This window comes from Enterococcus sp. DIV0210g (assembly GCF_050559705.1).
GTDB lineage: Bacteria > Bacillota > Bacilli > Lactobacillales > Enterococcaceae > Enterococcus_B > Enterococcus_B faecalis_A.
Genome location: NZ_CP187903.1, coordinates 1,251,168 through 1,263,307, shown reverse-complemented (window position 1 = coordinate 1,263,307; position 12,140 = coordinate 1,251,168). Strand labels below are relative to the sequence as shown.

Annotated in this window: 12 protein-coding genes; 4 read left to right on the top strand and 8 right to left on the bottom strand. The window is 39.0% G+C overall.

Annotation, left to right across the window (positions count from 1 at the left end; genetic code table 11):
• Window positions 1-13 precede the first annotated feature (13 nt).
• The 3 genes from IGI64_RS06170 to menB are packed head-to-tail and all read right to left on the bottom strand — an operon-like array spanning window position 14 to window position 3,618.
• Entirely contained in the window at window positions 14-1,357 is a 1,344-nt protein-coding gene (locus tag IGI64_RS06170; RefSeq protein WP_429939877.1) for an isochorismate synthase, read from the bottom strand.
• Window positions 1,338-2,858 (bottom strand): o-succinylbenzoate--CoA ligase, encoded by a 1,521-nt coding sequence (menE, locus tag IGI64_RS06165; RefSeq protein WP_429939876.1) that lies wholly within the window; start codon window positions 2,856-2,858, stop codon window positions 1,338-1,340. The genes IGI64_RS06170 and menE overlap by 20 nt, the downstream gene beginning before the upstream one ends.
• The gene (gene menB, locus IGI64_RS06160) at window positions 2,803-3,618 is read right to left on the bottom strand and encodes a 1,4-dihydroxy-2-naphthoyl-CoA synthase (RefSeq protein WP_034862901.1); all 816 of its coding nucleotides are present in this window, start codon (window positions 3,616-3,618) and stop codon (window positions 2,803-2,805) included. Before menB ends, menE begins: the two co-directional genes overlap by 56 nt.
• Before the next feature lie 125 nt (window positions 3,619-3,743).
• Between menB and IGI64_RS06155 the strand changes: the two genes are divergently transcribed.
• Entirely contained in the window at window positions 3,744-4,106 is a 363-nt protein-coding gene (locus IGI64_RS06155; RefSeq protein ID WP_429939875.1) for a PaaI family thioesterase, read from the top strand.
• 390 nt (window positions 4,107-4,496) lie between these two features.
• On the top strand, window positions 4,497-5,249 hold the full coding sequence (locus IGI64_RS06150; RefSeq protein ID WP_429939874.1) for a CPBP family intramembrane glutamic endopeptidase: 753 nt from the start codon (window positions 4,497-4,499) through the stop codon (window positions 5,247-5,249).
• A gap of 343 nt (window positions 5,250-5,592) precedes the next feature.
• Here IGI64_RS06150 and IGI64_RS06145 read toward each other — a convergent pair whose 3' ends face one another.
• The 5 genes from IGI64_RS06145 to IGI64_RS06125 all read right to left on the bottom strand — a co-directional run bounded on the left by IGI64_RS06145 (window position 5,593) and on the right by IGI64_RS06125 (window position 9,811).
• Window positions 5,593-5,928 (bottom strand): arsenic metallochaperone ArsD family protein, encoded by a 336-nt coding sequence (locus tag IGI64_RS06145; RefSeq protein ID WP_429939873.1) that lies wholly within the window; start codon window positions 5,926-5,928, stop codon window positions 5,593-5,595.
• 279 nt (window positions 5,929-6,207) lie between these two features.
• On the bottom strand, window positions 6,208-6,975 hold the full coding sequence (locus IGI64_RS06140) for an ABC transporter ATP-binding protein (protein WP_429939872.1): 768 nt from the start codon (window positions 6,973-6,975) through the stop codon (window positions 6,208-6,210).
• On the bottom strand, window positions 6,972-7,859 hold the full coding sequence (locus IGI64_RS06135; protein WP_016625157.1) for an ABC transporter permease: 888 nt from the start codon (window positions 7,857-7,859) through the stop codon (window positions 6,972-6,974). Before IGI64_RS06135 ends, IGI64_RS06140 begins: the two co-directional genes overlap by 4 nt.
• Window positions 7,856-8,866, bottom strand: coding sequence for a tryptophan ABC transporter substrate-binding protein (trpX, locus tag IGI64_RS06130; protein WP_034862906.1), 1,011 nt, complete (start codon window positions 8,864-8,866; stop codon window positions 7,856-7,858). Before trpX ends, IGI64_RS06135 begins: the two co-directional genes overlap by 4 nt.
• A 312-nt stretch (window positions 8,867-9,178) precedes the next feature.
• Complete coding sequence (locus tag IGI64_RS06125) at window positions 9,179-9,811, bottom strand: hypothetical protein (RefSeq protein WP_429939871.1); 633 nt, start codon at window positions 9,809-9,811, stop codon at window positions 9,179-9,181.
• Window positions 9,812-9,979: 168 nt separating this feature from the next.
• On the opposite strand from IGI64_RS06125, the gene IGI64_RS06120 reads away from it, so the two are divergent.
• Entirely contained in the window at window positions 9,980-10,342 is a 363-nt protein-coding gene (locus IGI64_RS06120; RefSeq protein WP_052526660.1) for a DUF1622 domain-containing protein, read from the top strand.
• Between the two features lie 74 nt (window positions 10,343-10,416).
• Window positions 10,417-12,126 (top strand): fibronectin-binding protein EfbA, encoded by a 1,710-nt coding sequence (gene efbA / locus IGI64_RS06115; RefSeq protein ID WP_429939870.1) that lies wholly within the window; start codon window positions 10,417-10,419, stop codon window positions 12,124-12,126.
• Window positions 12,127-12,140: the final 14 nt, after the last annotated feature.

Below are 12,140 nucleotides of genomic sequence, written 5' to 3'. Positions count from 1 at the left end.
CCTTTTTGATACGTCACTTTCCTCTCACTCCTCTAATCATCGGTTGAAACTTCAATTGTGTTTCGTTTCGTTCTTCTTCTGGGGTAGATTCTTCAACGATTCCGCAACCGGCGTAAAGAAGTGCTTTCTCTTTACCAAAAATACCCGAACGAATCCCAACAGCAAGTTCGCCAATATCTTCTGTCAAACTGACCCAGCCAATTGGCGCACCATAAAGACCACGACCCTTTTTTTCTTTTTGGGAAATCCACGCTAAAGCTTCTTTTTTTGGTTCGCCTCCTAACGCTGGGGTAGGATGCAAAGCATTGATTACTTCCAGAAAAGAAGTATCTGTCTTGCGCTGTCCTTTAAAAGGAACAAACAGATGTTGAATATCTCGGTTTTTTAAAAGTCTTTTTCTATCTGTACGCACTTCTTCCGTAAAAGGTGCAAGTTGTTTTTGGATTCTTTCTACAACCACTTGGTGTTCATAGCTGTTTTTAGAATCTTTTAAAAGACTTTCACCGATTTCTCTATCTTCTCCTTCGTCTTTTCCCCGGGGTGCTGAACCGGCAATACTTGCTGTTTCAAAGTCGTCTCTTGATGCCTTCAGCAGTCTTTCAGGTGTTGCTCCAATGAAGGTTCGTTTTTCTGATTCTAAAGCAAAAATATACGTATTTGGCTGTTGCTTCAGCAAATGACTAAGAATAGATGCTGGATCAAAAGATGAAGCTTCCAACATCATTTGACGTGCTAATACGACTTTTTTTAAGTCTTTCTCCGCTTTTATTTTGGCTGTGGTTTCTGCGACTAAAGACAGAAAATGCTCTAGGTCTTGCTCTTCCATGCGAATTTCAGCAGTTTTTACAGGTGGAATTTCTTCTTCAAGAATCATGGACACTTTTTCTTTCAGTTTCATCATTTTTTGGATGGCTTCTTCTCTCTTTGAAGCTTTGACAGTAAGTGTTACATGTAATTTTGAGGCATCCATAGTAAATAAAATCTCTGGCAGCACAAAGAATCCAGCTTCCATTTCGCCCCAAAATGGTTCTTTCGGTCCTGAAAAATCGAAAGGAAGACCACCAAAAAGGATTGGATTGCTTTTTTCTGAGGGACAAACCAAAAGTTTTTTAAAAAACTTTTCCTTCACTTTAGATAATTCTTCTGCTGTTTTTGCTCTATATTTTTCGACATGACCGATACCAACAAATCCATGATTTCTGTCAGGGATTTCCCAAAAAAAGCGTGTGCCTTTGTAATTTTGGCTTTGTTGAAAAATAGTTATTAGTTTTTTTGATGGGACAGAATAGCTGAAAGATAAATAATTGGTTTCTTCTGTCCAATTTTTACTTACATACTCATTTAATTCGATAATCAATATACTTCCCTCTTTCTTCAGTGAGAAATACTCTTTTTAACGGTTTTCCGCTTGCAATCTTAGGGATTTCTTTTACCGCAAATAACTTTGTTGGCCGTTTATAATCCGCTAAACCAGACAAGCTTTTTTCCAGATTTTCTTCGTTGATTGGTTCTATTAATTTCAAATAAGCAACAGGACGGGCGCCCCATTTTTGATCTCTTTCTCCTACGACTGCTGCTTCAGCGACAGCATCATATTTTAATAAAGCCGATTCAACTTCTGCAGGGTAGATATTCTCCCCGCCTGAAATAATCAGTTCACTTAACCTGCTGACGACATATAAATAGCCCTCTGTATCTAGATAACCTAAATCTCCTGTGCGAAACCAGCCGTCTGCGGTAAACGAATCCTTGCCTCGATCATTGAGGTAATTAGAAATAATTGAAGGACCCTTTACCAAAATCTCGCCAATCACCTTCTTGTTTTCGGTTTCGATCTTTAACTGGATACCAGATAAGGGACGACCAGATGAGCCGACTTTTTGTGCAGCTTTTCTTGGCGGAAGTGCTACGATTTGCGAACAAGTCTCCGTCATACCATAAGATTGGATCACGGCTAGATTTTTTTGCTGGCACAGATACAGCGTCTCTTTATCGATTGGTCCGCCGCCTAATAATACATAGCGGAAGTTATCCGGATAGCCTTTCTCAGAAAGCAAAGGCAGTAAATCTTTCAACATTTTTGTTACAACGGAAAGATAGGTCCCTTTTCCTTCGATTAAATCTTGATGAATCACAGCAGGTAAAAATGAGGGATAAAGCCGAACACTGATTCCTAATACCAACGAACGGAATAAAATCGATAACCCGCTGATATGATAAAGCGGCACACAACAAAGCCATGTCTCCTCAACAGTTTCATTAACACAGATCGACATATTTTTTTGGGTCGCCAAACTGCTTGCTCGATGATGAACAAACGATTGCGGCACTCCCTTTGGCGCACCAGTCGTTCCAGAAGTATACATGATTGAAGCAATACTTTCTTCATTGTATCCTTTATCAAAAAAATCAGCTTCTTTTACTTGTACAAGTTCTTGCAGCTTTGGAAAAACAAGCGTTTGAATTTGATCGGCTAACTTTCCCGGTTCTTCTTTGATTAAACACATAGTTCCAGCATCAGATAATTGAAAGAGAATCTCCTTTTCTTTCAGACGCCGATTCAAGAATTGGATCTCGATCCCTAACTCCCAAAGCGCCAAAATCGTAAAGTAAAACCGTTCATTGTTTCCACTGTAAATAGCGATTCTTTTGGTTTCTGGTAGTCTTCTTTGGTAATATACGGCGTAATTTTGAACAGTTTGGTTCAGTTCAGCGAAAGTCCAGCATTGGTTTTGCCAATAAAAAGCGGGACGTTCTGGATGAAGCGCTGCTTGCTGCTGAAGCCAACTGTTTTTTTCTTTTTTATGGGAATTTAGGGAATTGATCAAAGTCTGGTTCTCGTTTTTCTTTAAAGGCATCACGGCCTTCTTTTGCTTCATCCATCGTATAATAAAGTAAGGTAGAATCTCCTGCCAGCTGCTGGATTCCTGCTAAACCATCTGTGTCTGCATTGAGTGCTGCTTTAATCATACGTAATGCAAGCGGACTTTTTTTCAGCATTTCCTCTGCCCATTCCATCGTCACGTCTTCTACTTCTGCCAATGGAACGACGGTATTGATCCAATTCATTGCTAAGGCTTCTTCTGCGGTGTATTGTTTCGTCATAAACCAAACTTCTTTTGCTTTCTTGTGACCGACAACTCTTGCTAAATAGCCAGCGCCATATCCGCCGTCAAAACTGCCCACATTAGGTCCTGTTTGTCCAAATTTTGCATTATCTGCGGCAATCGTGATATCACAAACGAGCTGCAAGACATTTCCCCCGCCGATCGACCATCCTTTGACCATCGCAATAACTGGTTTAGGAATCACACGAATTAATCGCTGCAAATCAAGGACATTCAAACGAGGCACTTGATCTTCACCGATATATCCGCCGTTTCCGCGGACTTTTTGGTCACCACCGGAACAGAATGCGTTATCGCCAGCGCCTGTTAATATAATAACACCTATATCTTGACGTTCTCGGCTAATCGTAAACGCATCCATCATTTCGAACACTGTTTTAGGTGTGAACGCGTTATGTACTTCTGGACGGTTGATCGTGATCTTTGCTACCTTTCCGTTTTGCTCAAATAAAATCTCGTCATATTCTTTTAACGTTTGCCATTCTCTCATAGATAGTTCCCCCTTTAACTTTAACACTCCCTTATTATACACAAGAACAAAAGAAGCGGTTAGACGATTTGCCAAAATAATTTGCTTTGTTATACTAAAAAAGAGAAAAATCGGAGGAAAATAACATGGATCTTTTAAAATATCTCAATATCAAGACAACTCGCGCTGATAAAAATGAAGTCATTCTAGAATTAACGATCAAGGATGAACACAAACAACCCTATGGCTATCTTCACGGTGGAATGAATGGCGTCCTGATTGAAACAGCCTGCAGCATCGGCGCAAATATGCAGCTGGAACCGCCTCATTTTGCTGTCGGTGTCGATATGCAAGTCAACCATTTAGCCCCAGCGAAAAGCGGTCTCTTAAAAGTGATTGCTGTACCAGACCGTATCGGCAAACGAATCCAAGTATGGCAAGCGTCGATTTATTTAAATGACGAAACAAAAATCGCTGTCGGGCGTTGTACGCTGAGTGTGAGTATTTAGGTGTTTGGAATATAAGCAAACTATCTACCGCAATCTGTCGAATGAAAACGAATCTACTAATTATTGTTATTCTCCATTATTTTTAACAAGAAACAATAGTACGATAACATAACTGACTACTCAAGTTAAAACACCTCTTATGAACTAATAGTATTGGTCAGCAAAAAAGAAGAGCTCATACATTTAAGGAAAAAACCTAGAGAATTAGTCCTCTCTAGGTTTTTTTGCACGAATAAACAGTTAGACATCAAGGTACAAAAAAATATTTCCCATCTGAAATAGTCTATAAAAAAACAAAAGTTGTAATGTCTTGACAGTATTTTGGATTCAATATAAGATTCATCTAACGTTTTGCTAGCAGCGTTCACAAAACGAATTGGAGTGATTCACATGTTTAAGAAAAAATATGATTTGCATTATCCATATACGTATGGCGAGACCTCTTCTCTTGATATATTTGCTTGGTTTAAGGTACTCTCTATTACTACTTTTGCTTTATTTTTCCTAACTGTGTTTTCTAAGGACTTTATGGATAGTGTTTTTCCTCACTTATACAACAAATATCTGATAGAATTCACTGTTTTCTTTGGGATCATTTATTTATTGCTGAATATTGCGGGTCTTGAATGGGCATCAAAAGATAATTGGAAACTTTTATTTAGAAAAGTGACTTGGAAAAATGTCTGGATGGCGATTGGTTATTCAATTGCAGCCGTAGTTCTTTCGATTATTTTCGCAGAAATTTTAGTAAAAATCTTTGGTACTTCAGGCCATGCCAACCCTATCGCTACAAATACACACACCCTTCTAGAATATGTAACAAATCAGTTTGAAAGCATTTTCCAACTCATGGGTGAGGAGATTTTGGCAATCGTTCCTTTTTTAGCCTTAATTAGTTTAGGAAAATACCTAAAATGGAATCAGACACTTGTAACTGTCTTAGCTATTATCTTGTCTTCGATTCTTTTTGGAATGGCTCATACTTGGGCTTATGGAGGGGTTCTAGCAGGCATTGAGGCTACTTTTGTTGGTCGTATCATTTTGACACTAACTTTTGTCAAAACAAAAAATATTTGGGTCAGTTATTTTGCTCATTATCTTTATGATTTTATTGTTTTCACCGTTGCTTTCCTTGCAGCATAGACAAAATTTGTCCGATTTATGAAATGTAAATTTATTCAACGTAAAAAATCATTTAAAACAACTTATTTACGCGCCCCCCTAGAGAAGGAATATGCTCTAGGGGGTTCGTAAACTTGAGGTTTAGAGACATTACTATTCCTGTGAATGATCAATGTCTATTTCTCAGAAAAAATAGTGAAATCAGAAGACCAGCCCAAATGCCTTAGTATCAAGGATTTAGACTGGTTCATATGTTAGTAAAAATCAGGAAACTGCATAAACGCTCCAACTTAAATGCTTATCTTTGCTTACATTCTTATGCAGAATCGAGGGAGTTATATCAATTGCTGCTAATATTTTAAGGTTAATTTACCTGTCCATTATCCTTCTGAACACTCATTCCAATATCCGTTAATTTTTCTAATTCTTCTACGGTCAAATAAGCACCAGTTTTTACAATTTCACCATCAACGACAACAATCGGTAAACTTTCCAGATCTTTCGTTTCCAACAAATAAAGAATTTTAGGATTATTAATAAAAGGCAAGATAGAGTCATTTAAAAAATATAAATTCGTTTCTATCTGTTTATTTTTTGTTCGATTATAAAATTCCTTTAACATCGTATCCTCGTGTAATGATTGAAAAACGAAAAGATTTTCATCATTATTTCTATTTAAAACATAGTAAGAAATTATCATCTTCCTATCGTCAATCCTCCCGCACTACAAGAAACTGTTCCTACACCAAATGTATTATAGACTTGCATAACTAATCTTACACTGTAATATTGTCTCTTTCCAGTAAACGTAAAATTGATTATAAGTTATCAAAATCGAAAGTATCAAAATCGATTTCCTCTTCTTCTTGTTCCTCTGCCTCTACTTCTTCTCGCAAATACTGGTCATCCATCACTCGGATAAATGGATAGTATAAGAAAAAGAGAACAAATCAAAACGATTTGTTTTATCAGATGTCCTTTAAATCACTTCTTCAAAAAACAGCAGCAAATCTGCCATTGTCAATTTTTCTTTTTCTTCTTGATCCAAGTCTTGGACGATTTTTCCTTTTTGCAAAACAATCAATCGGTTGCCGTATGTCAGTGCATCTTCCATCCGATGGGTAATCATCAAGCAAGTCAATTTTTGTTCTTGGATACGCTGATTTGTCAATTTCATCAGCATTTTTGCCGTTTTAGGGTCAAGAGCTGCGGTATGCTCATCCAAAAGCAGTAGTTCTGGTGCTTGAATCGTGGCCATCAGCAGACTTAATGCTTGCCGCTGCCCGCCAGAAAGTTCACCAGCAGGAGTATCTAAATGCTGCTCGAGGCCGTTTCCAACTTCTTGGCAGAGTGAGTAAAAGAAATCACGCTGATTTTTCAAGTTACGCAATCTCAAGGGACGTTTTTGACCTCTTTTTTGTGCCAGCAGAAGATTTTCAGCAACGGTCATTCTAGGTGCTGTTCCCATTTTTGGATCTTGGAAGACACGAGAAAGGAAAGAAGCACGTTTTTCTTCCGACATTTTTGTGATGTTTTGATTTTTAAAAGAAACAGTTCCTTGTGTAAGCTGAAGCGTACCAGCAATCGTGTTGAACAATGTACTTTTTCCAGCACCATTTCCGCCTAATACAGTAATGAAGTCTCCTTCATTGATTGTTAAATCAATCGTATCCAATAAGACTTTTTGCTCATTGATACCGTTGTTAACAACTTTTCGGCCATTTTTGATAGTTAAGATCTCTTTCATTTGTCTTCCCCTTTCTCAAAGCCAGTCGTTAAACGCAGTGCTTGTTTGATTTGCGGAATCATTAGACAAACAGCTAAGATGACTGCAGAGAATAATTTCAAGTATGTTGTATCGAAACCTAACTTGATTACGGCTAATATCAGCAGCTGATAGATGATACTTCCCACTACGATAGCTAATAACCGTTCTGCTAAAGTCAGTTCATGGAACACGACTTCTCCGATAATGATAGAAGCTAATCCAATCACGATTACACCGATTCCTTTATTGACATCTGCATACCCATCGTTTTGTGCAATCAACGCACCGGATAATGCGATGACACCATTGGACAATGTCAAACCTAAGATTTTCATTCGATCTGTTTTGATACCCAACGAACGAGCCATTACCTCGTTATCACCTGTCGCGATATAGCCTTGACCAAGATCTGTATTGAAGAAAAATAAAAGCAAGGCAATCAACAATACCAGTGTAAGAATCCCTAATAGAACGATATCAAAGTAATTTGGCAGTCCTAACCCCTGGAATACTTGTTGCAGCGCTGGCTGGTTCAATAAGGAAAGGTTTGGAGTTTTCATAACAAACAAGATAACAGAATTTAACCCAGACATTACAAGAATACCTGCTAAGATCACTGGGATTTTCCCTTTTGTATAAAGCAGACCAGTAACAAGTCCCGCTGCCATTCCAGCTAAAATCCCCAAGAGTGTAGCAATAACTGGTGAAACTCCGTGCGTGATTGCTGTAACACAGACGGCTCCTCCTAGTGGAAATGAACCTTCCGCTGTCATATCTGGGAAATTCAAGATTCGATACGTCATGAAAATACCTAAACCAAGTATCGACCATAACATTCCTTGTGCAATTGCTGATACGATCATTTTCCTTCCTCCTTGTTTTGCGCTTGTTCTTTCAGTGATTCAGGAATCGTGATCCCTAATTTCTCTGCTTGCTTTTCATTGATCACTACATCGCCTTTGTCAAATGTGTAGACTGGTGTTTTTGCTGGGTCTTTATGATTCAAAGCGATGTCTGCGGCCATTTTTCCGCTTTGCTTCCCTAATTCATACTGATTGATCCCGATTGTCGCTAAACCACCTTGTTCAACCATCGTATCAACCGATGGAATCACAGGGATACCTGCTTTATCGGCTTCTTTGACAACCGTCTGCATCGCATTCGCAATCGTGTTATCTAAAGGAATATAGATCGCATCTACGCTTTGGCTCATCACTTGAACTGTTTGTGCAATCTCATTGGTTGAAGGGACTGCATATTTCGAAGCTGTCAATCCTTCTTTTTGGGCTGCTTTTTCAGCTTGTTCCACTTGGTATTTTGAATTGTCTTCTGCGGAAGAATACAAGATACCGACCGTTTTTGCTTCTGGAAGCAGCTGTTTCAACAAACTGATTTGTGCGGCGATTGGCGGCTGGTCAGACACACCGGTCACATTTCCGCCTGGTTTATCCATCGATTGGACAAGTCCAGCGCCCACTGGATCAGTCACTGCGCCCAAGACTACAGGAATTGTCGTCGTTGCATTTACAAGTGATTGAGCTGCCGGTGTCGCGATCCCGATCAAAACATCTGGGTCTTTTTGAACGAGCTGCTGGCTCATCGTTGAAAGCTTGCTTTGATCTGCTTGGCCATTTTGGAACTCGATTTTCAAATTTTCTCCTTCGCGCAAGCCAGATTCTTTCAATCCATCTTTGATCCCGCGATAGATTTCATCAAGAGCGGGGTGGCTGACGTATTGCAGCACGCCGACTGTTTTTATTTCTTCTTGACGTGGATTTGTTTGTATATCTTTGTTTTTCTCAAATACAAAAGTACCTGCTAAGTAAAGAAAAATTATTGCTATCACTGCTATTAATCGTTTATTTTTCATCTTTTCTCCCCTTTTCATCAAAAAAAAGACAACTGCCGGAAACGGCAATTGTCTTCACACAAAAACCGCATAGTCTTAATCTATGCGGTCGATCGTCTCGTTTAGCCAGCATAGACACAATTTTTTAGATCATACTCTAAAAAGCTGTATCTATGGAAAAAATCATCCATCAATACAACTTATCTGTGCCAGCTGCGCCATGCTTGTGTTTTCTCTGCTAGTAAGTGTGATAAGTTGTTCATCGTGGATCATCCTTTCGTTCTGTGATTACTTATGAGTTTAACGGAAAAGCGTTTATCCGTCAACAACATTTTATTGGGGCGTTGTTTCCGCTTGAGCTGCTGCGTTCTCTTCTGTTTCGTTTTGCTGATTCAATTCTTGCTCAAGTTGTCTCAAATTCCACATCGGCAGCCGATTCAGTTCAGGAATCAGTTCTTTCTCAAGATTCGGGATATCTTCTTTAGAGATCTCTACGCGATTTTTTTCTTTTCCGTCATCAAAAAAGAGAAAGGTTACTTGATTTTTTGCAATCTTGTATTTGCTTTCTAAATTTTCCGAATCATAAACAAGTGGATAAAAATAGATTTGACGGTTCATTTCTCTGGACTTTTCTGGATCACTCAGCAGCTGCTGGACTTCTTGATACAACTCACCATGAGGGACGCTGAACATCACAGAAATCGCTTTTCGATCGTTGATTTGTCGGTCCACTGCTCCGTAATCAATAGGATTGAGTTTTTCGGAATCGATTCTGGAATAAACCAAGCTGTGCAATTGCTGGTTTTTGATTCGCGCTGGGATAATAAACATTGTACTTGTAAAAAGCAGTACAACGATCAAAAACAAAAAAAGACGTACAAAATATTTCTTTGGCCGTTCAGAAAAGTCATCAAGAAATATCGACCAGTTTTTTTGGATAGGATCCATCAGCTTTTTTCCATCCATCGTTCACCCTCCTACTCTCTTCTTTTTTATTATACCTGTTCTTTTCGCTTATGACGATACTTATGCCAAGAATTTCTGATTTCAGCAAGAAACAGGTCTTTCTTTCCAAACGTGTTGTTATTTAGTAGAATACAGATAGCTGCAAGCAATGATAAGGAGGTTTCAACAGTGGCTGATTTTTCAAAAAATCTTACGGAATCATTTGTTCCTTATTTTGACTTAATCGTTTTTATCTTGAATGTACTGTCGATCATCATTTTGATCTGGGGCGTTATTTTGGCGGTCAAAGACTTTTTAACGACCGAACGTGCTCATCTTTCCAGAATTGAACTTGCGGCGCAGAACAACCTTATTAAAAATTTTCTAGGAAGTTATGTGCTGCTAAGTTTAGAAGTACTGATTGCGGCCGACATTATCGAATCGATCATCAATCCAACCTGGGTCGATATCTTGCGTTTGTCCGCAGTCGTCGTTATCCGAACAGTGATTTCTTATTTTCTGCATCAAGAAATCGAAGACGCGAAGAAATGATCCAAGCGGCCGATTGGTCTTTCCGATGTTTTTCGCTATAATGGAAATATTATGAAAAGAAAAGAGGGATCTCAATGTCCTTTGATGGCGTCTTTACCCATACTATGGTCAAAGAACTTCAACAAACTTTGACTTCCGGGCGTATCTCAAAAATCCACCAGCCTTATGAAAATGAAATCATCCTGGTGATCCGTGCCCGCGGAAAAAATCATCGCCTGCTCCTATCTGCACATCCAAGTTATGCGCGTGTCCAAATTACACAAATCGATTACAAAAATCCTGATAATCCGCCTAATTTCGTTATGATGCTGCGAAAATATCTCGAAGGTGCGATTTTAGAATCCATCGAACAAATCGACAATGATCGAGTGATCCATTTTCAATTTATTAAACGAAATGAATTAGGTGATCTTCAAAACATCATTTTGATCGTAGAGTTGATGGGTCGTCATAGTACGATCGTCCTTGTCAACCAAGAAACTGGCAAGATTTTAGATGCGATCAAACACATCGGCAGTTCGCAAAATACTTACCGCTCTCTGCTTCCTGGTGCAGAATATATTGCACCTCCTGCTCAAGATCAGATCAATCCATTTACAGCAGATACCGAAAAAGTTTTCCATCGGATTTCTCAAACACCGGAACTGACCGCAAAATACTTGCAGCAGCAGTTTCAAGGGCTTGGTTTCGACACAGCTCAGGAATTAGTTTACCGATTCAATGAGCAGCCGAATGAAAAAATGACCATCTGGAAAAATTTTTTTGAAGCTTTGGAAAACCAACTTGTACCTTCTTTTTATCAGGTAAATGGAAAAGATTTCTTTACACCAATCAGCTATCATTATTTAGCGAACCATGCAGAGGAACAAACGAGTTTCCCGGATCTAAGTGCGCTTTTAGATGCTTTTTATCATGATAAAGCAGAAAAAGACCGTGCCAAACAGCAAGGCGGCGAATTGATCCGGAAAATCGAAAATGAGCTGAAACGAAATCAAACCAAATTGAAAAAAAGAGAACAAACATTGAAAGACTCAGAAAGTGCCGAAAATTATCGACGCGATGGCGAATTACTGACTACTTTCATGGCACAAGTTCCTAAAGGCGCAAAAGAAGTTACACTTCAGAACTATTATGAAGAAAACGAACCGATCCGCATCAAGCTTGACCCTGCTTTGACGCCAAACCAAAATGCGCAGAAATACTTCCACAAATATCAAAAGCTGAAAAATGCAGTGAAACTGATCCATCAGCAAATCAAAGAAGCAAAAGATGAGATCGATTATTTGGAATCTGTATTGTCGCAATTGGAAATCGCCGGACCAATGGACATCGAAACAATCAAAGAAGAATTGATTTCCGAAGGTTATTTGAAAAGAAAAACAGGCAAAAAACAGAAAAAAGCAAAACCATCTCAACCGGATCGTTATATCGCTGCTGACGGAACGATCCTCTTAGTCGGCAGAAACAATCTGCAAAATGATCAATTGACGTTGAAGACTGCGAAAAAATCGGATTATTGGCTGCATGCGAAAAATATCCCAGGCTCGCATGTTATCATCAAAAGTGATGATCCTTCCGATGAAACCATTACGCAAGCCGCAGAATTAGCCGCCTATTTCTCTAAATATCGGCAATCTGCTCAGGTCCCCGTGGATATCGTGCAAGTGAGACATATCCGCAAACCAAATGGAGCAAAACCAGGCTTTGTTATCTACGAGAACCAAAAAACGGTATATGTCACACCAGAAGAAGAACGAATCGCCGCAATGAAAAAAGAAGAATAACAAAAAACGAGGAT

Excerpts from the sequence above, each read along its gene's own strand:
- IGI64_RS06155 (WP_429939875.1), top strand. The coding sequence starts at position 3,744 with ATGGATCTTTTAAAATATCTCAATATCAAGACAACTCGCGCTGATAAA.
- menE (WP_429939876.1), bottom strand. The coding sequence starts at position 2,858 with ATGCCTTTAAAGAAAAACGAGAACCAGACTTTGATCAATTCCCTAAAT.
- IGI64_RS06125 (WP_429939871.1), bottom strand. The coding sequence starts at position 9,811 with ATGGATGGAAAAAAGCTGATGGATCCTATCCAAAAAAACTGGTCGATA.
- menB (WP_034862901.1), bottom strand. The coding sequence starts at position 3,618 with ATGAGAGAATGGCAAACGTTAAAAGAATATGACGAGATTTTATTTGAG.
- efbA (WP_429939870.1), top strand. The coding sequence starts at position 10,417 with ATGTCCTTTGATGGCGTCTTTACCCATACTATGGTCAAAGAACTTCAA.
- trpX (WP_034862906.1), bottom strand. The coding sequence starts at position 8,866 with ATGAAAAATAAACGATTAATAGCAGTGATAGCAATAATTTTTCTTTAC.
- IGI64_RS06140 (WP_429939872.1), bottom strand. The coding sequence starts at position 6,975 with ATGAAAGAGATCTTAACTATCAAAAATGGCCGAAAAGTTGTTAACAAC.
- IGI64_RS06135 (WP_016625157.1), bottom strand. The coding sequence starts at position 7,859 with ATGATCGTATCAGCAATTGCACAAGGAATGTTATGGTCGATACTTGGT.
- IGI64_RS06150 (WP_429939874.1), top strand. The coding sequence starts at position 4,497 with ATGTTTAAGAAAAAATATGATTTGCATTATCCATATACGTATGGCGAG.
- IGI64_RS06145 (WP_429939873.1), bottom strand. The coding sequence starts at position 5,928 with ATGATAATTTCTTACTATGTTTTAAATAGAAATAATGATGAAAATCTT.